26 protein-coding genes are annotated in these 22,416 nt (G+C 46.4%); 7 read left to right on the top strand and 19 right to left on the bottom strand.

The window, feature by feature from the left end:
- Positions 1-222: 222 nt before the first annotated feature.
- The 3 genes from QRD89_RS04065 to QRD89_RS04055 all read right to left on the bottom strand — a co-directional run bounded on the left by QRD89_RS04065 (position 223) and on the right by QRD89_RS04055 (position 1,269).
- Positions 223-420, bottom strand: a complete 198-nt coding sequence (locus QRD89_RS04065; protein WP_008632847.1) for a YwbE family protein — start codon at positions 418-420, stop codon at positions 223-225.
- A gap of 103 nt (positions 421-523) precedes the next feature.
- Positions 524-736, bottom strand: coding sequence for a DUF2188 domain-containing protein (locus tag QRD89_RS04060; RefSeq protein WP_008632849.1), 213 nt, complete (start codon positions 734-736; stop codon positions 524-526).
- Between the two features lie 68 nt (positions 737-804).
- The gene (locus QRD89_RS04055; RefSeq protein WP_286096383.1) at positions 805-1,269 is read right to left on the bottom strand and encodes a DUF2188 domain-containing protein; all 465 of its coding nucleotides are present in this window, start codon (positions 1,267-1,269) and stop codon (positions 805-807) included.
- Positions 1,270-1,478: 209 nt separating this feature from the next.
- Between QRD89_RS04055 and pxpB the strand changes: the two genes are divergently transcribed.
- From pxpB to QRD89_RS04030, 5 genes are read left to right on the top strand one after another with little or no spacing between them, the layout of a single operon-like run.
- Positions 1,479-2,192: a 5-oxoprolinase subunit PxpB gene (gene pxpB, locus QRD89_RS04050; RefSeq protein ID WP_286096382.1), complete on the top strand. Its 714-nt coding sequence runs from the start codon at positions 1,479-1,481 to the stop codon at positions 2,190-2,192.
- A complete protein-coding gene (locus QRD89_RS04045; protein ID WP_286096381.1) occupies positions 2,189-3,190 on the top strand; it encodes a 5-oxoprolinase subunit C family protein in 1,002 nt (333 codons plus the stop codon). The genes pxpB and QRD89_RS04045 overlap by 4 nt, the downstream gene beginning before the upstream one ends.
- Before the next feature lie 16 nt (positions 3,191-3,206).
- Complete coding sequence (locus tag QRD89_RS04040; protein WP_008632861.1) at positions 3,207-3,980, top strand: LamB/YcsF family protein; 774 nt, start codon at positions 3,207-3,209, stop codon at positions 3,978-3,980.
- Between the two features lie 21 nt (positions 3,981-4,001).
- The gene (locus QRD89_RS04035) at positions 4,002-5,195 is read left to right on the top strand and encodes an NRAMP family divalent metal transporter (protein ID WP_026578634.1); all 1,194 of its coding nucleotides are present in this window, start codon (positions 4,002-4,004) and stop codon (positions 5,193-5,195) included.
- An 11-nt stretch (positions 5,196-5,206) separates the two neighbouring features.
- Positions 5,207-5,995: a putative hydro-lyase gene (locus QRD89_RS04030; protein ID WP_286096380.1), complete on the top strand. Its 789-nt coding sequence runs from the start codon at positions 5,207-5,209 to the stop codon at positions 5,993-5,995.
- Positions 5,996-6,038: 43 nt separating this feature from the next.
- Here QRD89_RS04030 and QRD89_RS04025 read toward each other — a convergent pair whose 3' ends face one another.
- The 9 genes from QRD89_RS04025 to QRD89_RS03985 all read right to left on the bottom strand — a co-directional run bounded on the left by QRD89_RS04025 (position 6,039) and on the right by QRD89_RS03985 (position 14,149).
- On the bottom strand, positions 6,039-6,578 hold the full coding sequence (locus tag QRD89_RS04025) for a GNAT family N-acetyltransferase (RefSeq protein ID WP_008632867.1): 540 nt from the start codon (positions 6,576-6,578) through the stop codon (positions 6,039-6,041).
- Between the two features lie 137 nt (positions 6,579-6,715).
- Positions 6,716-7,690: a quinone oxidoreductase family protein gene (locus QRD89_RS04020; protein ID WP_026578636.1), complete on the bottom strand. Its 975-nt coding sequence runs from the start codon at positions 7,688-7,690 to the stop codon at positions 6,716-6,718.
- Between the two features lie 5 nt (positions 7,691-7,695).
- Positions 7,696-8,478, bottom strand: a complete 783-nt coding sequence (locus tag QRD89_RS04015) for an enoyl-CoA hydratase/isomerase family protein (protein WP_008632870.1) — start codon at positions 8,476-8,478, stop codon at positions 7,696-7,698.
- 17 nt (positions 8,479-8,495) lie between these two features.
- Positions 8,496-10,268: an acyl-CoA dehydrogenase FadE gene (locus tag QRD89_RS04010; RefSeq protein ID WP_286096379.1), complete on the bottom strand. Its 1,773-nt coding sequence runs from the start codon at positions 10,266-10,268 to the stop codon at positions 8,496-8,498.
- Positions 10,249-10,995 (bottom strand): 2-phosphosulfolactate phosphatase, encoded by a 747-nt coding sequence (locus tag QRD89_RS04005; protein ID WP_286096378.1) that lies wholly within the window; start codon positions 10,993-10,995, stop codon positions 10,249-10,251. Before QRD89_RS04005 ends, QRD89_RS04010 begins: the two co-directional genes overlap by 20 nt.
- A 1-nt stretch (position 10,996) precedes the next feature.
- Entirely contained in the window at positions 10,997-12,052 is a 1,056-nt protein-coding gene (locus QRD89_RS04000) for a phosphotransferase family protein (RefSeq protein WP_286096377.1), read from the bottom strand.
- A 15-nt stretch (positions 12,053-12,067) separates the two neighbouring features.
- Entirely contained in the window at positions 12,068-12,469 is a 402-nt protein-coding gene (locus QRD89_RS03995) for an acyl-CoA thioesterase (protein ID WP_062515384.1), read from the bottom strand.
- A gap of 11 nt (positions 12,470-12,480) precedes the next feature.
- On the bottom strand, positions 12,481-13,347 hold the full coding sequence (locus tag QRD89_RS03990) for a 3-hydroxyacyl-CoA dehydrogenase family protein (protein ID WP_201029322.1): 867 nt from the start codon (positions 13,345-13,347) through the stop codon (positions 12,481-12,483).
- Between the two features lie 22 nt (positions 13,348-13,369).
- Entirely contained in the window at positions 13,370-14,149 is a 780-nt protein-coding gene (locus QRD89_RS03985; RefSeq protein ID WP_286096376.1) for an SDR family oxidoreductase, read from the bottom strand.
- Between the two features lie 388 nt (positions 14,150-14,537).
- On the opposite strand from QRD89_RS03985, the gene QRD89_RS03980 reads away from it, so the two are divergent.
- Positions 14,538-15,059, top strand: a complete 522-nt coding sequence (locus tag QRD89_RS03980; protein WP_008632890.1) for a CotY/CotZ family spore coat protein — start codon at positions 14,538-14,540, stop codon at positions 15,057-15,059.
- 47 nt (positions 15,060-15,106) lie between these two features.
- On the opposite strand, the gene QRD89_RS03975 is transcribed toward QRD89_RS03980, so the two are convergent.
- Positions 15,107-15,565: a DinB family protein gene (locus QRD89_RS03975; RefSeq protein ID WP_008632891.1), complete on the bottom strand. Its 459-nt coding sequence runs from the start codon at positions 15,563-15,565 to the stop codon at positions 15,107-15,109.
- A gap of 164 nt (positions 15,566-15,729) precedes the next feature.
- Between QRD89_RS03975 and QRD89_RS03970 the strand changes: the two genes are divergently transcribed.
- The gene (locus tag QRD89_RS03970; protein WP_008632892.1) at positions 15,730-16,563 is read left to right on the top strand and encodes an STAS domain-containing protein; all 834 of its coding nucleotides are present in this window, start codon (positions 15,730-15,732) and stop codon (positions 16,561-16,563) included.
- 54 nt (positions 16,564-16,617) lie between these two features.
- Here QRD89_RS03970 and QRD89_RS03965 read toward each other — a convergent pair whose 3' ends face one another.
- From QRD89_RS03965 to QRD89_RS03940, 6 genes are all read right to left on the bottom strand, one after another.
- Positions 16,618-17,880, bottom strand: coding sequence for a glutamate-5-semialdehyde dehydrogenase (locus QRD89_RS03965; protein ID WP_026578641.1), 1,263 nt, complete (start codon positions 17,878-17,880; stop codon positions 16,618-16,620).
- A gap of 20 nt (positions 17,881-17,900) precedes the next feature.
- Positions 17,901-19,028 carry a glutamate 5-kinase gene (gene proB, locus QRD89_RS03960; RefSeq protein ID WP_026578642.1) on the bottom strand — a complete coding sequence of 376 codons (1,128 nt, stop codon included), beginning with the start codon at positions 19,026-19,028 and terminating at the stop codon, positions 17,901-17,903.
- A 42-nt stretch (positions 19,029-19,070) separates the two neighbouring features.
- Positions 19,071-19,913, bottom strand: a complete 843-nt coding sequence (gene proC / locus QRD89_RS03955; RefSeq protein ID WP_008636626.1) for a pyrroline-5-carboxylate reductase — start codon at positions 19,911-19,913, stop codon at positions 19,071-19,073.
- 315 nt (positions 19,914-20,228) lie between these two features.
- Positions 20,229-20,567, bottom strand: coding sequence for a thioredoxin family protein (locus tag QRD89_RS03950; RefSeq protein WP_328700172.1), 339 nt, complete (start codon positions 20,565-20,567; stop codon positions 20,229-20,231).
- A 54-nt stretch (positions 20,568-20,621) separates the two neighbouring features.
- On the bottom strand, positions 20,622-21,230 hold the full coding sequence (locus QRD89_RS03945; RefSeq protein ID WP_008636631.1) for a DUF421 domain-containing protein: 609 nt from the start codon (positions 21,228-21,230) through the stop codon (positions 20,622-20,624).
- 413 nt (positions 21,231-21,643) lie between these two features.
- The gene (locus QRD89_RS03940; RefSeq protein ID WP_064503513.1) at positions 21,644-22,303 is read right to left on the bottom strand and encodes a kinase; all 660 of its coding nucleotides are present in this window, start codon (positions 22,301-22,303) and stop codon (positions 21,644-21,646) included.
- Positions 22,304-22,416 lie beyond the last annotated feature (113 nt).

Raw genomic sequence — 22,416 nt, 5'->3', positions numbered from 1 at the left:
TAAGTTGAAACAAACTACCATGTAGAATTTTGAACCGCGGCAACAACATGGATGTAACTTCCACAAATATGTGTAACTTGATATTTTCCGAAACAAACTTAAGTAGTCCTCCATCTATGCAGAGGACTCTATAATAAAGCGGGTTGGACGATTGTCTGATTCGCTTTTCCTATATTAGAAAAGAAACAGCCCGAAATCATTCCAGTGATTTCGGGCTGTTTTTCATTCGCTGTGGACCTTCTTCACACGGCCTACCTGTCCATCCTCCAACCGCACCTTAATACCGTGAGGGTGATTGGGAGACTTGGTCAGAATGTCTTTTACTTTGCCGGAGGTTAATGCTCCCGTTCGTTGATCTTTCTTCAGAACAATTTCTACATCTGCACCGATCTTAATATCGCTTCGTTTTTGTCCATTCATGTAAAGTACCTCCATCGTCATCATCTGCCCTTCTCATCATACAGGAAGGGTTCTTCCCCTGCAAAAAAAGAAAAACACTCGCATGAGTGTTTTTCTGGAATTCTTATGAGGAGTAGTCGTGCTGGGTCTGGATTGTACCGTCCTTCATATGGATGACTGCTCTGGTGCCTTTGTTTTGAGCAATTTCCTTCGCCCTTTGAATCGCTTCTTCTTTCGTGTCAAATACCTGCGTTGGCTGCTCAGCACCTTCTGCTTTAACGGCCCAGCCATCTTCATGTGTAAGGACATGTTCCGCTTGGTTTCTAGTATCCGCCATTCCGAACCCTCCTTCGCTTCGTCTTATATATGGTTTATTACCACTCCAGCATCCCTGTAAACCCCTTTTTATCCATTAAATTCCTTTCGATCCTGAATACTTCCGTCCTTCTTATGAATAATCACACTGGTCTGTTTATTCTCAGCGATTTCTTCCGCTCTTTTAATCGCTTTTTCCTTCGTATCAAACACATTAGATACCTGCTTCGCGCCTTCCGCTTTTACAGCCCAGCCGTCTTCATGCACCATGACATGCTCTCCCTTATGGAGAAGCTCCGGGCGGCTCTTCGTACTATTCTTCACATCATCGTCTCTGTTTTTCAAATTTTCGTCACTCATTTGTGTGACACGATTGATTTCTTTCTCCTCCGCGTTTTCATACCATTCTTTCGCCTGTTCCGTAGCAATTGGAATGGCCTGATTTTCTTTATACCCTTCCTCTATCATTGCATTAGCAATGTCGATGGCTTTCTTGCGGACAGGTGTATCCAAGTTCTTTAAGGAACTTGGATAGTCATTGGTATCCCAAGGCATGGATAAACCCCTCTCATGTATTTTGTATTTTATAGATATAATTACCACCACTTTGAATTTATAAACAAACGTTACGATTGCTAAACTAATTTGAAAGCACGGCTGAAATAAGATACTATAAAAAAGTCTCCCATTTCAAACAATTTCGCCAATTATCCACTTTTTACTTTCCATCACTGATTATCGTACTTTACAAGGAGGTTTAACTATTGGACATCACATTCCATCCAGTAGGTGACCAGGCCGTACTACTTCAGCTTGGTGATACCATCGATGAACAAGTCAATCAACATGTAAGAAAAATCTCCGCACATTTCGACAAACACAAACCGGATTGGATGATAGAATACATCCCCGCGTTTACAACCATCACCATTACATATGATCCATTCTATATACGCAAGCGTCATGCCGCCGGTGTGCGCCCTTACCATTGGATATGTGAGCAGCTTCAACTTATCCTCAAGGAAAGGACGGAATACAAAGCAGAACATTCACGCACCATTGAAATTCCGGTCTGTTATGGAGGGGAATTCGGTCCTGATTTAGCTGCCGTAGCAGAGCACAACCGTTTATCAGAGGAAGAAGTGATACAAAAGCACATGGCGGGAGACTATCTCGTCTATATGATCGGTTTCGCTCCCGGATTCCCTTATATCGGGGGGATGGATCCTGAAATCGCTACTCCAAGAAGAGACGATCCACGCCTTGCGATCCCTGAAGGTTCCGTCGGTATAGCCGGAGGTCAGACTGGTGTATACCCGATAGAAACGCCTGGAGGTTGGCAGTTGATCGGCCGAACCCCTCTTTCTCTCTTCCAACCGGATCAAGATATCCCCTCCCTCCTTCAAGCGGGAGATCGAATCCGGTTCGTTCCAATTACAGAAGAAGAATACCAGGAAAGAAAGAGGGGTTCCCAATGATACAAGTGACAAAATCCGGTCTATTGACGACAATTCAGGACCTCGGCCGCTATGGGTTCCAAAAACATGGTGTGATTGCAAGCGGGGTGATGGATAAGGAAGCTCATAGAATCGCCAATTTTCTTGTCGGCAACGACTCCGGAGAGGCAACAATGGAAATTACGCTCCTCGGACCGGTACTTGAGTTTCAGACAGATGCATTAATCGCTGTATGTGGAGGGGATCTATCACCGATGGTTGACGGTGAACCTCTCCATACATGGAAGCCTGCTTTTATAAAAAAAGGAAGTGAATTGAGATTCGGGAAACCGAAACAAGGTTTTCGTTCCTATTTAGCTGTAGCAGGAGGCTTTGATGTTCCTGAAGTTCTTAACAGTCGTTCGACATACTTAAGAGCAGGAATCGGTGGATTTCAAGGACGGTCATTGGAAAAAGGGGATGAGCTTCCTATTGGTGAGCTTTCCCAAAAATCGGTTCACATGCTTCAACACTTGAAAGAAAGAAAGCATTCCGCATCCTTTTCAGAAGCGAATTGGTCAACTTCTGCGGAGTTCCGACTCTCTCCTTCTCCCGATGAACCCATCCGCATAATAAAAGGAAGAGAGTACGAATGGTTTGATGCAGAGAGCCGGGAAGCTATCTTAGAACACACCTTTAAAATTGACTCCAAGTCCGATCGGATGGGGTATCGATTGAAGGGAGAGAAGCTTCAACAATCGCATAAAAGAGATATGTTGTCAGAAGCAGTCATGTTCGGAACGATCCAAGTACCTCCAGAAGGAAATCCGATTGTATTATTGGCAGACAGACAAACGACAGGCGGTTACCCCAAAATTGCTCAAGTCATTACAACGGATCTTCCAAAGCTCGCCCAGAAACGACCAGGAGAAACGATCTCCTTCACTCTCGTTTCCCATGAGGAAGCAGAACATCTCTATATAGATCGTGAAAAGCAGCTGAAGCTGTTACAACAGAGTATTCAAAGGAAATTTAATTAGGAAAGGGTGATCCAATATGCATATCGTAGACTTAAATTGTGATATGGGAGAAAGCTTTGGAGCGTATAAAATGGGGCAGGATGAAGAAATCCTAACCTATGTCACATCAGCGAATATCGCCTGCGGTTATCATGCAGGCGACCCTTCGACTATGAGAGAAACAGTTAAAAAAGCCGCAGCAAACGGGGTCGGTATCGGGGCGCATCCAGGGCTGCCGGATCTTCAAGGCTTCGGAAGACGACCGATGGACCTTTCTCCTGCAGAAGCTTATGATTTAGTCGTCTATCAAATCGGTGCCCTTCAAGGTTTTGTTCATGCGGAAGGTGAGAAATTGCAGCACGTGAAGCCACACGGAGCGCTGTATAATATGGCTGCCAAAGATAAGACACTGGCAGAAGCAATTGCGAAAGCGGTCAGGGATGTAGATACCGGGCTGTTGTTATACGGCCTTGCTGGCAGCGAACTGATTGCAGCAGGCCGTACATATAACCTCCCTACAGCGAGCGAAGTATTCTCCGACCGCACGTATCAAGAGGATGGCAGCCTTACCTCAAGAAGGCTGCCGGATGCCTTGATCACTGATCGTAAACATGCGGTGGATCAAGTCATCCGCATGATTAAAGAAAACAAAGTGCACACAATGCAGAATGTGGATATTGACATCCAAGCTCAAACCATCTGCATTCACGGAGATGGCGCCCATGCTGTCGAATTTGCTAAGTACATTACCGGTGCATTGAAAGAATCAGATATAAAACTGCAGGCAAGTGGAAAATTCATTACTATTTAAGCAGCAGAAAGGAGCAGCTCCATGAAACAACAATCAAACAGAAGTCTCCTATTAGGCGCCGCGTTTTTGATGGCCACCTCAGCTATCGGACCCGGTTTCCTTACCCAGACTACGCATTTCACTCAACAATTAGCAGCAAGTTTCGGATTTGTCATCCTTATTTCCATCATTATCGATATCGGTGCCCAGCTCAATATTTGGCGCATTATTGCAATTGCCGAGAAACCAGCACAGGACATAGCGAACAGTCTGGTTCCAGGGCTCGGTGTTTTCTTATCCGTACTGATCGTCGCCGGTGGTCTAGCCTTCAACATCGGAAATATCGCCGGTGCAGGACTTGGAACCAACGTACTCTTCGGGATATCTCCTGAACTCGGGGCGCTCTTTAGTGGAATCGTTGCCGTCGGTGTCTTTCTCGTGCGGGAAGCTGGAAAAGTCATGGACCGATTCGCGCAGATTGCCGGGTTCGTCATGATTGCCTTGACGATCTTTGTCATGTTCTCAGCAGAACCACCGGTAGGAGAAGCGATCACGAAGACATTTGTACCGGATACGATTGATTTCCTGGCTATTACAACCCTCGTCGGAGGTACGGTCGGCGGCTATATCACGTTTGCCGGCGGCCACCGTCTCCTTGATGCGGGCGTCAAAGGGAAAGAATCTCTCGGTGAAGTTACGAAAAGCTCCGTTTCAGCAATCGGTATCGCATCCGTCATGAGGATCTTTCTCTTCCTCGCATCTCTCGGCGTTATCGCATCAGGTTTCACTTTAAACCCGGACAACCCTCCTGCTTCCGTATTTCAGGCGGCAGCTGGAAACGTAGGTTACAAAATATTCGGTGTTATCATGTGGGCAGCCGCGGTAACTTCTGTCGTAGGCGCTGCGTATACCTCCGTTTCCTTTATACGGACATTCAGTAAAACCATCGAAAAATATCATAAGTGGTTTATCGTTGCCTTTATCATCATTTCTACAAGCGTATTCGTTTCTATCGGACAACCGGTAAAAATCTTAATACTTGTCGGATCTTTAAATGGTTTGATTCTGCCGATCGCTTTAGGCGTCATGCTGGTTGCAGCAAACAACCGAAAAATTGTCGGTAAGGACTACAAACACCCAATATGGCTTACCGTGTTTGGCGTCATTATCGTTATAGCCATGGCTTACATGGGAGGCTTGTCCCTGTTCCAAGGTATACCCAAATTATTCCAGTAGGAGTGTTGTCATTGGAACCATCTATACTGTCCCCTTCAGAGGCGCGAGAAATGATCCGGGAAGGTAGTTGGAAAGGCCCTACCGCCGGAATGGCCAACGGTTTTGTACAGGGAAACCTTGCCGTTGTCCCCCGGGAACTGGCCTTTGATTTTCTTGTATTTTGCCAAAGAAACCCTAAACCGTGCCCGGTTCTTGATGTTACAGACCCGGGCAGCTTCGCCCCGTTGTTAACCGCTCCGGGAGCCGATCTTAGGAAAGACCTTCCTAAGTATCATATATATAAGGACGGCGTGTTGTCCGAGGTAACCACGGACATTACAAATGCCTGGACACAGGACATGGTCGGGTTTCTGCTTGGATGCAGTTTCACATTTGAACAGGCACTGCTTGAAAACAACATCCCCGTCCGTCATATCGAGGAAAATCGGAATGTACCAATGTACCGAACCTCCATCGAGTGCGTTCCGGCTGGTAACTTTCATGGTCCAATGGTTGTCAGCATGCGGCCGATGAAACAGGCGGACGCAATCCGGGCCGTTCAAGTAACAAGCCGATTTCCAAACGTTCACGGCGCTCCTGTACACATAGGTGACCCTGGCAAAATCGGAATTAAAGACTTAATTTCTCCCGACTTTGGAGAGTCTGTTACCATACACCGTGATGAAGTACCGGTTTTTTGGGCCTGCGGTGTTACCCCGCAAGCGGTGGCCATGCAGCAAAAACCCGATATCATGATTACACACGCTCCCGGCCACATGTTCATTACAGATATTAAAAACGAATCAACTGCCATTCTATAAAAAACCGCCTGGGTTGGTCCCCAGGCGGTTTTTTTGCTGTGTTCTACTCCCAATCTTTTGAAAGCATCCCATACACCACGTGGTTGGTGTAATTCCCATACAGTAATGCCGCGTCGCGGATGATCCCCTCCTGTACAAAGCCCAGGCGTTCCGGTACCGCTCTGCTTTTGATATTCCCTTCCGCCGCCCGGATTTCAATTCTGTTTAACCCTAATTCTTTGAACGCATAATCGAACAAGGCACGGCATGCCCTTGTCAATAAACCACGGCCCTTGAAATCTGTCCCCATCCAGTAGCCGACACTCGCCTTCTTATTCCCCCAATCATATTCATGGAACCCGAGAATACCAGCAATCTTCCCACTTTCCAGCAAACAGACGGTCAAACCATTGTTATCCGCATAGCTCTCCAAACACCCTTGGATATATTTTCTCGTATCCTCCGGTGACTTGGTGTAGTCGACCCAAGGAAGCCATGTCCTTATATGCTCACGAGAACGGTCCGACAATTCGTAAAGTTCTTCTGCATCCTCGAAACCAATCAGTTTTAAAGATAATTGCTCGTCTACTTTATGTATAAACACAGCCATCCTCCTCTTCTATCAGTAACCTTACTTATTCTGGATTCATTTCCAAATCTCCTGCTTTCGACAGATATCCCTACTTTCACAGCTCCAAGTGAAGAAAACAAAAAAAGAAGCAGGTTCCCCTGCTTCTCTCTTCAAGGTTTTAATACAATTTTACCTGTCGTTTGTCTCCCCTGCATCATCTCGTGGACACGCGCTGCTTCCTCAAGCTTGAATACTCCGCCGATAGTCAGCTTTAAATCTCCGGTATTCACTAACTGTAGAAGATGGTCAAGACTCTTCTCAAACAAGACCGGCTTCTTCATGATTTGAGGAAGAAAGAATCCGATGACAGAGAGGTTACGGTTCATGAGTCCAGATGGATACATCGTCGCAGGATTACCGCTTGCCACTCCATAAACGACGACGCGGCCGAAAGATCTCATACACTTCACCGTCTCAAGAAAAACTTCTCCACCGGCCATCTCCAGTGCAACGTCAACTCCTTTACCTCCCGTAACATCCATAACGTCTTCCCGCCAATGCTCATGTGTATAGTTAATGACATGATCGGCACCAAGGTCCCTGGCAAGAAGCAGTTTCTCTTCTGTACTTGCCGTAGCAATAACGTTTCCCGCTCCAAAATGCTTGGCGAGCTGAACCGCAAGAGAACCAACACCGCCGGCCGCGGCATGAATAAGGACGGTTTCTCCTTTTTCCATCCGTCCCATCGTCGTTAGAATATGGTAAGCAGTCAGTCCCTGAAGTGGTAAAGCGACAGCTGTTTCGTAGTCGACTCCGTCCGGGATTGGAATTAAGGTGCTCTCCTTCGTTTTCACAAACTCTGCATATCCACCTGATCCAATTAAAGTAACCACCCTGTCCCCTTCTTTAAAACGAGAGGCATCTGAACCCGTGCCTGCAACAACACCGGCTACCTCAGCTCCAGGTATGAAAGGGAGCGGGGTAGGTACGACATAGGCTCCTTCCCGTCTCGCAGTATCGGCGTAATTCACACCGACAGCCTCCACTTTCAGCAGCACCTCGTCCTTCTCCAATGTTGGTACGTCAATGGTTACCTCCTCAAGGACAGACGGACCTCCGTATGCTTTGAATTGTATGGCTTTCATTTCGTTCACCTCCCTGCAAATTCCGGCTTGCGTTTATTCTTGAACGCTTCGACGCCTTCTTTATGATCTTCGGTTGCGATCATCATCGTTTGTGAGATTCTTTCCTGCTCGAGAATGGCCGCAAGATCGGATTGATCCGCCTGGTCGACCACCCTTTTAATCATGCCGATTGCCCGTGCAGGCCCGTTGGCTATTTCAAGCGCGTATTCCATGGCCGCGCCCTCAAGATCATCGACTGGAAGAATCCGGTTTACCATACCCCAGTCATATGCCTGCTCCACGTTGATCGGTTCTGCGCGGAACAGTAACTCTTTGGCACGGTATGGACCAAGTACTTTCGTTAAGAAATAATGACCGCCACCATCAGAGATAAGGCCGACTTGAGCGAAGCTCATGACGAACTTGCTCTTTTCTGCTGCAAGAATTTGATCGCAAGCGAGAGCAAGGTTGAAACCGGCACCGGCTGCATATCCGTGAACGACAGCTATAACCGGCTTCGGAAGTGCTTTGATAGCCAATATCAATTGATTCAATTTCCCCACATGATCATACAGCTTAGCAGCACTCGCCTGCCCCATACCCTTCACATCACCTCCGGCGGAGAAAGATCTACCGGCACCTGATAGGACGACTGCCTTCACATCTTCTGATTCTTCCGCTTCCTTCAAAGCCTTCATTAAACCGGAAATCATTTGGTCGGAAAAGGCATTAAGCGCTTCCGGTCGGTTTAGCACACAATGCATAATCGGTCCGTTCACCTGTACAGTCAAATGTTCATTACCTCTCATTTTCTCCAACTCCTTCATTAGTTTGGATACTGTCTGAACTCAAGCAACGCTTCTGCAATTTCCCTGTTCCTTTGGATAGAATCCGGCCAGTGATACACACTTAACAGCCCGCTGACATTCCTGAGTGTATGAACTCTTTCTTCTCCCTCCAGCAGGTCCGACAAAAGGAATATTACGGAAGACTGAATGCGCAGGTTGGCGTCCTCCACTATCATATAGACAAGCTTCTTCTGCCAAGAAGCGTCCTTATGTTGTCTTTGCAAGGACTTCTTGACACGCCAGACAACCGATTGCGTTCGATATAATTCCATTGCAAGATCAGCAAGAGCCATCATTATTTCCTGATTTTCAGAGAGGGACTTTCCATATTTACGGACAGCCGAACCAGCCGTCACAAGAAATAAATCCCTGTATAAGGCTACCGCTTCTTCTGCATCACCAAGCTCTCCCGTAGACCTCATATATCCTCTATTCTTTAAAGAGTATTCTGCTTGTTCCAGAATAGATTGGAAGCTTGTCCTCTCCTTTTCTGCTGATTTCAAGAAAGATCCGGCGATCAGAAGACGGTTAATCTCGTTCGTTCCTTCGAAAATTCGATTGATGCGCGCATCCCTGTACATTTGTTCAATAGGATATTCTTTAATAAAACCGGCACCCCCATGAAGCTGGAGCGCTTCATCCACAACGGCATCCAAGGTCTCGGACCCCGCAACTTTACAAATCGCCGCTTCCATCTTATGCTCGTTCATCGCTCTAGCTGTCTCGGAAGGCTCCGCTGCTTCATCCAAATACCCAAGAGCAGATTCTATATGACCAGCTGTCCGATACAAAAGCGATTCAGAAGCGAAAATATCGCCGGCCATCCTGGCCAATTTTTCTTTAGTAGCAGGGAATGCCGAAATCGCTCTTCCAAACTGCTTCCGCTCCGAAGTATGCTGAACAGCCAGCTGCAGGGCCTGCTTCGCTGCACCGAGAGCAGCGAAACCTAAATTGAACCTCCCTAAATTCAATACATTTAAGGCGATCAGATGTCCTTTGCCGATTTCTCCAAGTACATTCTCGACCGGAACCTCACAATCCTCCATCACGACCGAGCAGGTGGAAGACCCTTTGATCCCCATCTTCTCTTCCTCAGGACCAATGGATAATCCAGGGAAATCCTTCTCTACAATGAAAGCAGTGAAGTCCTTCCCGTCCACTTTTGCGTACACAATGAACGTATCGGAAAAGGAAGCGTTGGTGATATATATTTTTGTACCGTTCAATAAGTAGTGGGACTTCTCTTCATTCATGACCGCTGTCGTTTTAGCCGCCAGCGCATCAGATCCCGCCTCCGGTTCTGTCAGGCAGTATGCTCCAATATACTCTCCACTGGCAAGTTTCGGAAGATAGTTCCTTTTCTGCTCCTCCGACCCGAAATAAGTGATCGGCAAGGTTGCGATGCACGTATGGTTCGAATGAGCGACACTGTATCCACCACCGCTGCCCAGCGCTTCCCCGACGATACCTTTACTCATTTTATCCAGACCCAGACCGCCAAACCGTTCGGGAATACTATGGGCAAGCAGCCCTAACTCTCCGGCTTCTTTCATTTTGGAGGCGACAAAAGCATAATCTCCACTTTCTATTCTCTTTCTATTTGGGTGTATTTCCCGGGTAATATATTGTCGAGCGGTGTCACCAATCATTTTGTGTTCTTCTGTTCGTTCTTCCGGTGTGAAAACAACATCCAGCGGCAGGTCACGTACAAGAAATTCCCCGCCGGCTACTTTATATTTTACTGGCGGCATGTCTTCCCTCCTTCAACACAGCTTCTTCCGCATCATAAGTAGGAATCGTATCAAAATGACCTTCTTCAGCCACAAACTCCACTTCTTCCGGATTTAACCCTTCCGATAGCAGCATTTGTCCGATACGACACTCCAAAAGCACCTCTGCTCTCGCAGTTCCCTTACTGTTGTAAAAATCGCGGGCAGCGATGGCAGCGTCGGAAAGCGTCCATACTCCTTCCTGCTCCATATAGGTTATAAGACTCCCGGCACCGTAGAAATCTTCAAGCGTAAAGTGACCGCTTGACCCGGAGCAGATGATAACGATTGTATCCTCTCCATGTAACCTGACAAGATGCTCAGCCATAGCTGGATTATTTAATAGGGAAGCAGCATAGAGACGCTTTGCTCTCCGGGATCGGTGCAGGGCGACGGTACCGTTGGTTGTGGACAAAATGAGATGATGATTCTTGATATGTGGCTTTAAATGAGTCCGAAGCGGTGGATGGAAGCCCTCTATTCCTTTTCCTTGATCTTCTCCGGCAAGCAAAAACGGCTCTTTCATAACAGCCGCCTTCTTCCTCGCCTGTTCTGCATCAAATACCGGGATGACAGCAGCAGCCCCGTCAGCCAGAGCCGCCGTTATGGTAGAGGTCGCAAACAAGACATCGAAAACAACGGCCACTTTCCCTTCCAGATCATCCGGGCGGATATCCTCTTTCTTAAAAATTACTTGGATTTTTCCCATATTATAATCCCGCCGTTTCTTCTGCATGTTCGATCAAATGATTGACGAACACGTTCATTCCCTCAAATCGGGGGTCGTCCGTCTGGCCCCGCTTATAACGGTAATAAATCTGCTGAATGATTCCTGCCAGTTTGAAATAAGCAAAGGTTACGTACACATGGATGTTGGACACATCCCGGCCGCTTTTCTCCGCATACCTGGATATGAACTGTTCCCTTGTATAGAAACCGTCCTGAATCGTAACAGAAGGTTTACCAAGTCCGGTTTTCAACGATTCCGGATCATCCGATTGAATCCAGTACCCCATCGCCGCTCCAAGATCAGCGAGAGGATCACCGACCGTTGTCATTTCCCAGTCAAATAGACCGACCATTCTGGATGGATCATCCTTCTGGAACATGGCATTATTCAGCTTGTAATCATAATGGATAATGGCAGCTTTATCAGACTCTGGGATATGATTAATCAGCCACTTCATTAATCTTTCCCCGGATACAACATCATCCGTGCGTGCTTTCTCATAGCGTTTGATCCAGCCGTGTACCTGTCTTTCCATAAAACCCTCCGGCTTTACCATGTCCTTCAAAGCCGTTTCTTTGTAAGGAATAGCATGCAGTTCTACGAGCCGGTCCACCATCGTTTCCGACAGAGCACGACCTAACTCCCGGGACGGTTTTATCCCTTCAGGAAAACTGGAATCAAAAACAACTCCTTCCCTTCTTTCCATCAAGAAGAAGGGACTCCCGATGACTTCTCCGGAATCATACATATACGGTTCAGGTGCCAAAGGAAAAAAGGGATGGAGAGCCTGAAGCACGGCAAACTCTCTTTCCATATCATGGGCTTTCGGAGCCACTGGACCAAGCGGAGGACGACGCAGCACGGCTTTCCACTCGTCACGAATGGAAAGCTCGTAAGTCAGATTCGAATGGCCGGTTCCAAATTGGCGGACGGCCAGTTCTCCTGAAGGCAGTTCCATGCGGTCTCTAAGCCACTGCTCGATCCGCTCGATTTCCAGTTCCTCTCCCGAACGGACAGGAAGTGTGTCTCTTTTCATATCCACGCCCCCACTCTATTCACTCATTACGTATCGATATTTTTCCAAATTGCTGCGCTGAGCTTCCGACAGCGGTAGACTTTTTCCATTGTCGAAATCGTATTGGACAACAATCGAAAGCCCTTTTGCTGCCGTCTCTTCCGTATCCTTATCTACCATTTCCTGTTCCAAATGAAAGCTTGAGCTCCCTATTTTTACGATACGGCTGCGAAGGAGGAGCGTTTGGCCGAAGTATACCTGCTTGAGAAAATCGCACGTCGCTGATGCTAATACGAAATTCCAGCGCTCCCCGACGAGATCACAGTCTGAAAAAAACTGGACCCTTGCATCTTCCATATAGATGAAGTAGTTGCTGTTGTTCACATGTCCAAGCAAATCGGTTTCACAAAATCGGATGGTCACTTCCCACTCATGCATCTCCTCCCTCCTCAACTCTTTACGGTGGAATCATACTGGTAGAATCCTTTACCGGTCTTTCTTCCCAACTCTCCCGCCTTCAGTTTCTCCTCCAACGTCTTAGAAGGTTTGACCGCCGGATCTCCGGTTTCTTCGTAATGCTGCTGCATGACATAATAACCGACATCAATTCCGGACAAGTCCATCAGTTCAAACGGACCTAGTGGATGACTCAACGCTTTTTTGACGATTTTATCAATATCCTTAAAGTCGGCATAGCCTTCTTCGTAAAGGTGCATCGCTTCTCTTTGAACAGCGAACAAGATACGGTTTGCAATGAATCCGGATATTTCCTTCTCCAGCAACACACCTGTTCTGTTCATGCGTTTGCAGACCTCCATGGCTGTTTCCACTGTGGAATCAGAGGTGTGTTCGCCTTTCACCACTTCCACACAGTCCATAACCAGCGGCGGAAAGAAGAAGTGCATATTGCAAACCTTATCCGGGCGCGTCGTCACATCTGCAATCAGCGAGCTGACAATAGTAGAAGAATTAGTAGCAAGAATCGTATGGGAGGGTACGATCGAGTCCAGCTGCCCGAACACTTCCCGCTTCACTTCCAGCTTCTCAACGACGGCTTCTATGACGATATCCGCCTGGCCGGCCGCTTCTCTTAAGTCCGTCGTGTAATGAAGACGTCCGAATGCTTCCCGGCAGTCTTCCGAAGAAATTTTCCCTTTATCGATCCACTTATCCATAATTCCTTTTAACTTCTCTTCGGCTTTATGAAGCGATGATTCCTCTTTATCATGAAGGTTCGTTTCATACCCTGCCAGAGCTCCAAGCATGGCGATCTGATGTCCCATACTCCCTGCACCTACGACCGTCAATCGTTCCATCTCTATCATCCTCCTTCATTAATTAACAGGATGCGTGCATCCCGCCATCTACGACAAGCACGTCACCGGTGACGTAATCAGATGCTTTGGATGCGAGGAACAGTGCCGCCCCTTTAAGGTCGGATTCTGAACCGAAGCGCCCGAGTGGGGTCCGGTCTAAAATGAACTCCCCTCCCTGATCCAATACTCCCTTGGACATCTTAGTCGGGAAGAACCCCGGGGCCAGTGCATTCACCTGAATATTGGACGAACCCCATTTAACAGCCAAATCCTTTGTGAAAGTGATGACGGCACCTTTACTTGCGTTGTACCCTACTGTTTCCATGAAGCGCGGGTCCGCACCGCCGAGCCCGGCCACGGAGGCAATATTGATGATCTTCCCGTACCCTTGCTCCACCATTACTTCCCCGGCTTTTTGTGACATTAGAAACGTCCCTGTGACATTGACGTTCATCACTTTCTGAAAAGCTTCCACCGGCATTTCCAGTGTAGGCGCCCCCCACGTTGCTCCACTGTTGTTAACGAGTATATCGATCGTTCCAAATTGCTCTCTTACTGCAGCAATGACTGCCTCTACCTGGGAGGGATCCGTTACATCACAGGCCATCCCCAGCGTCTTTACACCAGTTTTTTCTTTCAAAGAAGAAGCAACCGTCTCGCAGGCGTCCTGCTTTCTCGAACATACGACGATGTTCGCTCCTGCTTCCGCCAGGCCTGCAGCAATCTGCTCCCCAAGCCCGCGCCCGCCTCCTGTAACGATGGCGGTCTTCCCGCTTAAATCAAATAATTCCATAACGTGCATCGTTCAACCTCCTTTTAAACCGCTTACATTTCTGAATAACATACTAACCGTTCAGTATGTAACCATTTTATACCTATTTTTTAGAAAATTCAATAAAAATGAGTGGACATTCATTACTATCCAATTGAACTGCTATAAACCCCAAAAAAAGACACCTGCCCCATGCAGGTGTCCACACGCAGGGAAATACAATGGCGTGGTGAACCATTCTTCTACCTGCAGAAGCAAGTAGATAAAATAATATATGTTGTTCGAGCGATGCTAGAGACGGCTTCCACCTATTCTATCCGACATGAAAGGTTTTTTCATAGAAATAGACGTTTGTACAAGCGCAATCTAGTAATTTCCATAGACTGTTAAGGAATAACTTATAAAGGAGAGAAATTGAATGAGCTCTTGTCATTCTAGTGGTAAAGATAGCGGATGTGTACGTGATGTCATCAAGAAAATCATCGCTGCACAGGAGGAGGTTGCCGGCAGGGATCGCTGCTGCGATGTAAGCTGTGAGCGTTCCATCAGAGACCTGTTGTCTCCGGAATCAAACGGTAATGGACCTACGACTGTTCCGTTTATTCTTTACTGTAAAGATTGTAAACCGTTCATCGGAAGCAGCGTTGTCAGACGCCGCCTTCCTGGAGGGGGCGGAACGTACCTTGACTGCGTTCAAAGCCCGATCTTCAAAGCGAAGAAATTCGTTGATGGTAAGAAGAACTGTGTGAAGCTTGAATTGCTGCTTCCTGCAGATGCTAGTGGTAACCCATTAGATCTCGGTGGAGATACAGTTTGTGACTACTTCCCTACGACCAGTGTCCGTAACCTATTGGCTACAGGGGTGTGCATTACTGTAGATTTGGATTGTGTCTGCAGCATCACCTGCCTGGAAGCTACTACTCCACTTTTCGAAGATTAATTATTTGTTTAAGCAAGACGCGTGCGTGGGCATTCCACACACGCGTCTTAGCCTTTAACAACAGGATGAGTACTCCACCACTTCTTCTGCTTGCGGATACTGACGATCTGACCGATATGATAGGCGTTGTGGATAAATAAATGTGTTAGTGTCCCACCCCACTTCGTCAATTTCTCTTCACTGCACGCGGTTATTTCTTTTCGAAACTTCAACATGACTTTGCGGAAGTCGGCGATACACTCACTCCAGTCCATGGCATCACGGGCTTGAAATGTATTATAGTTTCTGGGCAGTTCCTGCACTTCTTCACCGAGAAACTTGCAGAGGTACCTTTCATTATAAAAGTAAAGATGATGGACAAGCTCAAAGATGGAATGACCGTCCTCTCCTTTGCGATGCACCTCTGCTTCCGTCAAATCTTTGACCGCTATCTCAAAACAAACGAACCAGTGATTCCTGTCATACACCGCCTCCAACTGTTCCAACAAAATACTTCTGATTGTCATGGTGTCACCTCCTAATCTCTTCTATTCCCCCATCCTGTCTGGCATATTCCGCTCCATAGTTATTACAGACGATTATTGTTGGAAATTTAGTAAAACCTCTATATAATGAATGTTATATAATTATAGTTTTCCCGACGGTAGAAACAAAAGAGAGGAGAAGGAAGATGCAGGTCAACCAGGCGTTTCGTGATTTTTTGTTATCCAAATCCTCTATACTTACGGAAGAATGGTATGAGTCTCTTGATAAATCAGGAACCGGCGTCTACGGCTCGACAGATATCGATACGATTACCAATCTGAAAGCACAGAACAACGAATTCCACACATACCTGTCTCAGCTGTTTATGATGGATATGGAAAGCTTTTATCTCCACATCCATGAATGGATTGTAAAAATAGGCAGCGACCCTCACCATCTGGAAACACCTACCCATGAGATCATGCGTGAATTCATGCGGGTCCGGCTGCAGTATCTTGATTTCCTGCAAGAGTTCAAAGCGAGAGATGGTATTCAAATTACGAGAGATCGTGAGGCGCTTTGGACACGTAAGTTGATAGAAGCGTTCGATCAGATTATGTACAAAGTTGCAGAAGAAAAGTCCAATCAGTTGAACACACAGATTCAGAAGCAGAAACACACGATTAATGAATTAAGTTCTCCTTTGATTCAATTATCCAATGGTAGGGCCTTACTGCCTCTTGTAGGCAACATCGATACAGCGAGAGCTAGCGCCATTTTGGATAATACCTTACAGAAATGCACCAGTCAGAGTGTCGCTGATTTATACATAGACCTCTCCGGTGTGTATCTAGTAGACACGATGGTTGCCCACCAGATCTTCCAATTGATTGATGGGCTGCGTCTGATTGGTGTGAGAACGACGGTCGTCGGCATCCGCCCTGAGATTGCTCAGACAGCGGTCCAGCTCGGAGTAGATTTCAGCAACGTCACTACGACGGCCACTCTCGCACAGGCGATGGTCGGTGAATCGTTTTAATTTCATAGAAAAAGGAAGCCGTAGAGTAGACGGCTTCCTTTTTTCATTCTGTTCTTATCTGATTTGGCCGGTTCCCTTCATAAGAAACTTCACTGTCGTCAATGCAGGCAATCCCATTGGACCACGCGCATGCAATTTTTGTGTGGAGATACCGATTTCCGCACCAAAACCTAACGCTCCTCCGTCCGTAAAACGCGTGGAAGCATTATGATAAAGTGCTGCCGCGTCCACCAATGCGAAGAAGGTATCGACGGACTCCTGATCTTCGGAAATGATTGCTTCCGAATGCTTCGTACCATATGCTTCAATATGAGCGATTGCTTCCGTGAGATCATCGACAGCTTTTACTGCAATATCTGTGCTCAAATATTCGTTTGCCCAGTCTTCTTCCCCTGCAGGAATCGTTCCTGGAATCGTTTTTTGAATATATTCGTCACCATGAACGGTAATGCCGTTCTGTTCGAAAGCAGCAATCAATGCTTCGGTATGCTGTTCCAACCACTCTTTGTGAACGACCAGCGTTTCCGCGGCATTACAAACAGCCGGACGATCTGTTTTTGCATTGACGAGAATTTGGATCGCTTTTTCTACATCGGCCGTCTGATCAATATAAACGTGACAGTTACCTACCCCTGTTTCAAGAACAGGGACCGTTGCATTCTCAACCACAGCTTGGATAAGCTTGCCGCCTCCGCGCGGAATCAGCACATCAATGTGCTCTTTCATCGTAAACAGCTCGTTGGTCGCCGCTCGATCAGTGGAAGCAATGAACTGGACAGCTTCCTTTGGTATTTTCGTTTCTGCTAAGCCTTTGTGCATGACTTGAACGATCGCTTCATTGGAATGGATGGCAGAAGAACCACCCTTCAGTACGATAGCGTTACCTGATTTAAGCGCAAGACCGGTAGCATCTACTGTTACATTAGGCCGAGCTTCATAAATCATGCCGATAACGCCCAATGGAACGGTTACCTTTTCCACTTTCAACCCGTTCTCAAGCGTCCAGTCGGATAGGACGCGGCGTGTAGGATCTTCCAGTTTAGCCACATCTCTAAGTCCCTGTGCAAAATCCGCAATTCTTTCTTTAGACAATGCCAATCGGTCCATGAAGGCTTCTGTGAAACCTTGCTCCCGGCCGTTTTGCAAATCCTTCTCGTTAGCGGCAAGAATGGTTTCATAGTCGCGCTCCAGCACATCAGCAAGATGGTTTAATGCTTCATCCTTTTCTTTTTCTGATAAAACCATCAACTTCTTGGATGCTTTTTTGGCTTCGATTGCTTGCTGCTCTACATTCACATTCTTTTTCGTTTGAGTCATCAAAGACCTCCTTGTTTATTTTACACACCTACGGGCAGGGCAACTTCCAAGTGGCAGACAAAGTCTTTCCGTTCAATTGCTGCTTGTTCATAAGACTCCAGTTCCGGTTCTGTAAGACCGATCATTTCTTCCATTTCTTCCGAAGAATAATTGACGACACCAAGACCCATTTCTTCACCATTCAGGTCATGGATACGGACAACAGCCCCTTTGTCAAAGCGTCCTTGGACATGATGGATGTTCGTCGGCATCAAGCTCTGCTTATTGTCGATGAATGTTTCCTGTGCACGGTGGTCAATGATTACTTCCCCTTCAGGACCGGAATTGAAAGCAATCCACTGTTTCTTATGATCCAAGTTTTCTGCTTCTTTGTCGGTTACGAAGTAGGTTCCCTTCGCCTTTTGATAAACGGCATCATAGACGATTCCCGGCGTCGTTGCTTTACCCAGGAAGGAAGAAATTCCGGATGCCATGGATATCTTAAAGGCATCAATCTTGGACTTCATTCCACCGGTGCCTACTGCACTTCCCGGATCACCGGCTGCAGCTTCGATTTCCGGTGTAATTTCGTGGACTTTATCGAGAAGTTCAGCATTTTCATTTTTACGTGGGTCGTCATCGAAAAGTCCATCAATGTCAGATAGAATGATTAGTTGATCTGCATCGACGAGTCCAGCTACTTTAGCAGAAAGCGTATCGTTGTCTCCGAACCGCAGTCGATCGATGGTAATGGTATCGTTCTCGTTTACAATCGGGATGATACCGCGTTCTAAGAGGACATTGATTGTGTTACGTGCATTGGTATAACGATTTTCGTCTGAGAAGTCGCTTCTAGTGATGAGAATTTGTGAGCCCATATAGCCGTGGGACAGGAAAAGATCGGAATAAGATTCCATCAATAATCCTTGGCCAATGGATGCTGCGGCTTGTTTTTCCGGAAGGGAACTTGGGCGTTCCAGACAACCGAGTTTGCGATAGCCTGCCGCTACGGCACCTGAGGATACGAGTAAAACTTCGTGGCCGTCGTCCTTCAAACGGACGACTTCATCTACTAATTTTTCTAATTTACGTCTGCTGATTTCACCATGCATACTGGTAAGAGAACTGCTGCCTATTTTAATTACTACCCTTTTTTTCTGTTGAGTCAACCTATCACTCCTATTTAACATTTTCGCATCTATTGATTCCGCTTATTTACTTCCTACAAGTAGTCCTTCTAATTCTTTACTTAGTTCCTTGGAACGTCCTGCTGCACCCAAGATTGCCTGGGAAATGGCATGACCTCCACCATTGGCATCCAAAGCTTCTAAACCTGCTGCAGTCGTACCGTTCGGGGATGTCACATTTTCACGCAGCTCCGTCGGGCTTTCTTCTCTTTCCAACATCATCTTGGCTGCTCCAAGTAATGTCTGTGCTCCGATCTCGCGTAAGGTTTCGCGGTCCATGCCTTCCGCACGTCCCGTTTCTTCAATATGCTCCATTAGATAATAGAAGTAAGCCGGTCCGCTACCCGCAATTCCAGTAAATACATCCATTTTGTCTTCATCAATAATGAAAACTTCTCCGATGGAACGAAGCAGGTCCTTAGCCACTGTGACATTCTCCATGTCTACGAATGCTCCCGGACAAATCGCCGTAGCGGATTCCCGAAGCATGCTCGATGTGTTCGGCATGACACGGATCACTTTCTGTCCTTCGTTTAAGCGCTCCTCCATATAAGATGTGGATATACCTGCAAGAACAGATACGAGCACTTGATCAGCAGTTAATTTATCTTTCAAGTCCGCTAAGACTCCATCAATATCTTTTGGCTTCATTGCAAGAATGAACTGGTCGATTTCCGAATAATCCAGATCATCTTTCAATACTGTACGCACGCCGTATTTATTATAAATTGTATTTAAACGTTGTTGATTACTTCGATTGGTTACAACGATGTTGTCCGCTGGAATATTGCCGGATTCCACCATTCCGGATATCATCGCTTCAGCCATTGAGCCTGCACCTAGAAAAGCAATCGTTTGTTTAATCATTTGGGTTAATCTCTCCCGTTCGCGTTTTTTGTTCGCTTTCTTCAAGACGTTTTTCATAATAACACTGGCAGATAGTTATTCAAGGGTTTTTCGGCAAGTCACCTCTCTAAGAGCCAATTAGTGAGTGTAAACGGTTTCAAGGAGAGATATATCCACTTCACACCGTCTCATCGTGAATAATCTCGGCTCATGATTGTATATGCGGGTTGAATTTTCTAGAAAATCCCGATAAGCGCAAATTGACTGAATTAACTGATAAATTTAAATGAGCCCAAATAAAAAAGACATCTGTTGATCCTACCTCAACAGATGCCCTTATTCTTCGTTAATAAAGTGATTCAGCTTTGCCAGCTGCGCGTTCAGTTCTCCTATAGGTACAAAACGTGCCTTTCGAAACCATTCTTTCCCTTCTGAATAAACAAGGACCGCCGGGACGGTCATGACTGAATACTGTCCGGCTACTTCAGGAAGTTGATCGGTATCGACATGTCTCGCCTCAATCTCTGGATAATCTTCCAGTAATTCCTCTACTTGAGGATACAGACCATGACAAACGGAACAGCCTTGTCGGGAAACGTAAAGGACGGACAAGCCTTTCCCTGCGACAAACTCATCCACTTCCTCTATAGAGTGTAATGATTTCAATATGCTCACCTCCCTTTTCATTATATCAGGATTCGGAATGTTTTACTTCTTGTAAAACTTGAATCACTGTAGTCGATCCGGAGGTGGCTGAATATGCTTCTTCTGTTCGACTTCTTGGAATATATCTGGATTACCCTTTCCATTCCTATCCTGTGTACCATTCAACTGCAGCGCCTGCAGAATACGATTCAACTCTGTGTGGATCATCTGAACATCTTGTTTCGTCGCAGGTTGCTTCAAGTCTTTCCATTCATAACCGATCTGTCCATTCGGTTCCAGGGTAGCCGTTTTCACATCTTGGATGGAGGTAACGTTCAATTGCCTCAGCTTCATCTCCAATTGATCCACAGTGAAGCGTAACTTCTTCATGTTTTTCTCATTCATACGACCATTTTCTATGATAGAGACGGATCGTCCTGTAAGAAATCTCTCCATAAAATCAAATTTTACCTGAGCGTATTCCATGAGCATCAGCGTCAATACCAGGACACCGCCTACCCCGAAGGTGACCCAGATATTTTTGCCGGCTACCGGCTGTATCAACAAGGATCCAATGGCAATCATAATTACTGTTTGGGACAAGGTCATTTGTGAAATCGACTTTCTGCCGGCTATTCTTAGAATAATGGTGCCGACAAATATGATCAAAATCGCTTTCCATATCCAATCCATCGCTCTCACCTCCCTATGTATGCTTTCCAAAATAAATTGGTTTATCCTGCAAGATGAATCATTATTATCCAATTTCCTCAATTATACTGATAAGCAACAGTATGCGTCTGTCGTGATTCGCAGGAGATGCTTTGCAGAAGGTGGGATTAACGCGGATCTTTTTCAAGCTCCAGAATAATTGAAAAAACCGGTATCGCCCGATACGTGATAACCCTTATAATGGAAGTAAGCCAAGGATAGGAGAGAATGCCGTGTACGCTTTTTATTTTGGAATCATTCTTGCCGTATCTGTCACAGCCCTCATCGGGACGGTTTGGATTGCCCGATCTGTGTCAAAAGAGGAGGAAAATCCCTCGTACGAAAATGATGTAAACAATCTGAAGGACGACCGGAGGAATTCCAGCAGCATTCCACTACTGTCGACGATATATGCCATTACTTTCGCTGTTACTATTGTGCTCGTATGGATTTTCATCTTTTGAGCAGCCGTCTTTTCGGGTTGTATCTATTACATGATCCGCGAGGCCGGTCGGATCAACCTGAAGCAGATAATGGTCTTCCGCCGGCCAATACCGTTCTCTGAACTTATGAATATCCTTTTGTGTTTCTGATGATTCCCGCTGAAAGCGCACATCCCTGTCGCAATCTAGAAATACAACATAATCAAGAAAGGTACGCCATTCTTCGCGCTGCAGGAAGACACCTTCTATGAAAATAACACAGGCTTCCGGAAGTCGCGTTTCCTTCCATTGATGGTCATCTGCATCAGGGGCATAGTAAGGAAGACAGACCTTATCCTTCTCGCGCACAAAGCGGAACAAATGCTCCTGCAGCCATTTCACTTTCCATTGAAAATAGTAGTATTCCTGCCAGGAAGGGTATCCCGTTTGATACCGGTCTTTCCAGTTTACGATGTGATCATCCAAATGAAAGACTACCGTATGGATTCCTTCTTCTTCAAATCTTTGACACAGGTGATGCACGAATGTCGTTTTTCCCGATCGGCTCCATCCATCAATTCCGACAATCACTCTGCCTTTTAAGCTTCGCTTCTTCTCCTCTGCCTCGTACATGCTGTTCCCCTCCCCTTTCCACTGCCCGAGGTATACCGGCCCCTCACAGAGCATAGAATGTACAACCATTGTCAGCAATCCACTCAAAACATATATTCCCAGTTATTTCTGTA

This window comes from Halobacillus sp. ACCC02827, assembly GCF_030291935.1.
Lineage (GTDB): Bacteria > Bacillota > Bacilli > Bacillales > Halobacillaceae > Halobacillus.
This window is presented reverse-complemented; position numbering and strand designations above follow the sequence as displayed.

Bases quoted from the DNA above. Each gene is read 5' to 3' on its own strand.
- QRD89_RS04065 (WP_008632847.1), bottom strand. From the start codon at position 420: ATGAATGGACAAAAACGAAGCGATATTAAGATCGGTGCAGATGTAGAA.
- QRD89_RS04060 (WP_008632849.1), bottom strand. From the start codon at position 736: ATGGCGGATACTAGAAACCAAGCGGAACATGTCCTTACACATGAAGAT.
- QRD89_RS04055 (WP_286096383.1), bottom strand. From the start codon at position 1,269: ATGCCTTGGGATACCAATGACTATCCAAGTTCCTTAAAGAACTTGGAT.
- QRD89_RS04045 (WP_286096381.1), top strand. From the start codon at position 2,189: ATGATACAAGTGACAAAATCCGGTCTATTGACGACAATTCAGGACCTC.
- QRD89_RS04040 (WP_008632861.1), top strand. From the start codon at position 3,207: ATGCATATCGTAGACTTAAATTGTGATATGGGAGAAAGCTTTGGAGCG.
- QRD89_RS04035 (WP_026578634.1), top strand. From the start codon at position 4,002: ATGAAACAACAATCAAACAGAAGTCTCCTATTAGGCGCCGCGTTTTTG.
- QRD89_RS04020 (WP_026578636.1), bottom strand. From the start codon at position 7,690: ATGAAAGCCATACAATTCAAAGCATACGGAGGTCCGTCTGTCCTTGAG.
- QRD89_RS04015 (WP_008632870.1), bottom strand. From the start codon at position 8,478: ATGAGAGGTAATGAACATTTGACTGTACAGGTGAACGGACCGATTATG.
- QRD89_RS04010 (WP_286096379.1), bottom strand. From the start codon at position 10,268: ATGCCGCCAGTAAAATATAAAGTAGCCGGCGGGGAATTTCTTGTACGT.
- QRD89_RS04005 (WP_286096378.1), bottom strand. From the start codon at position 10,995: ATGGGAAAAATCCAAGTAATTTTTAAGAAAGAGGATATCCGCCCGGAT.
- QRD89_RS04000 (WP_286096377.1), bottom strand. From the start codon at position 12,052: ATGAAAAGAGACACACTTCCTGTCCGTTCGGGAGAGGAACTGGAAATC.
- QRD89_RS03995 (WP_062515384.1), bottom strand. From the start codon at position 12,469: ATGCATGAGTGGGAAGTGACCATCCGATTTTGTGAAACCGATTTGCTT.
- QRD89_RS03990 (WP_201029322.1), bottom strand. From the start codon at position 13,347: ATGGAACGATTGACGGTCGTAGGTGCAGGGAGTATGGGACATCAGATC.
- QRD89_RS03985 (WP_286096376.1), bottom strand. From the start codon at position 14,149: ATGCACGTTATGGAATTATTTGATTTAAGCGGGAAGACCGCCATCGTT.
- QRD89_RS03980 (WP_008632890.1), top strand. From the start codon at position 14,538: ATGAGCTCTTGTCATTCTAGTGGTAAAGATAGCGGATGTGTACGTGAT.
- QRD89_RS03975 (WP_008632891.1), bottom strand. From the start codon at position 15,565: ATGACAATCAGAAGTATTTTGTTGGAACAGTTGGAGGCGGTGTATGAC.
- QRD89_RS03970 (WP_008632892.1), top strand. From the start codon at position 15,730: ATGCAGGTCAACCAGGCGTTTCGTGATTTTTTGTTATCCAAATCCTCT.
- QRD89_RS03965 (WP_026578641.1), bottom strand. From the start codon at position 17,880: ATGACTCAAACGAAAAAGAATGTGAATGTAGAGCAGCAAGCAATCGAA.
- proC (WP_008636626.1), bottom strand. From the start codon at position 19,913: ATGATTAAACAAACGATTGCTTTTCTAGGTGCAGGCTCAATGGCTGAA.
- QRD89_RS03945 (WP_008636631.1), bottom strand. From the start codon at position 21,230: ATGGATTGGATATGGAAAGCGATTTTGATCATATTTGTCGGCACCATT.
- QRD89_RS03940 (WP_064503513.1), bottom strand. From the start codon at position 22,303: ATGTACGAGGCAGAGGAGAAGAAGCGAAGCTTAAAAGGCAGAGTGATT.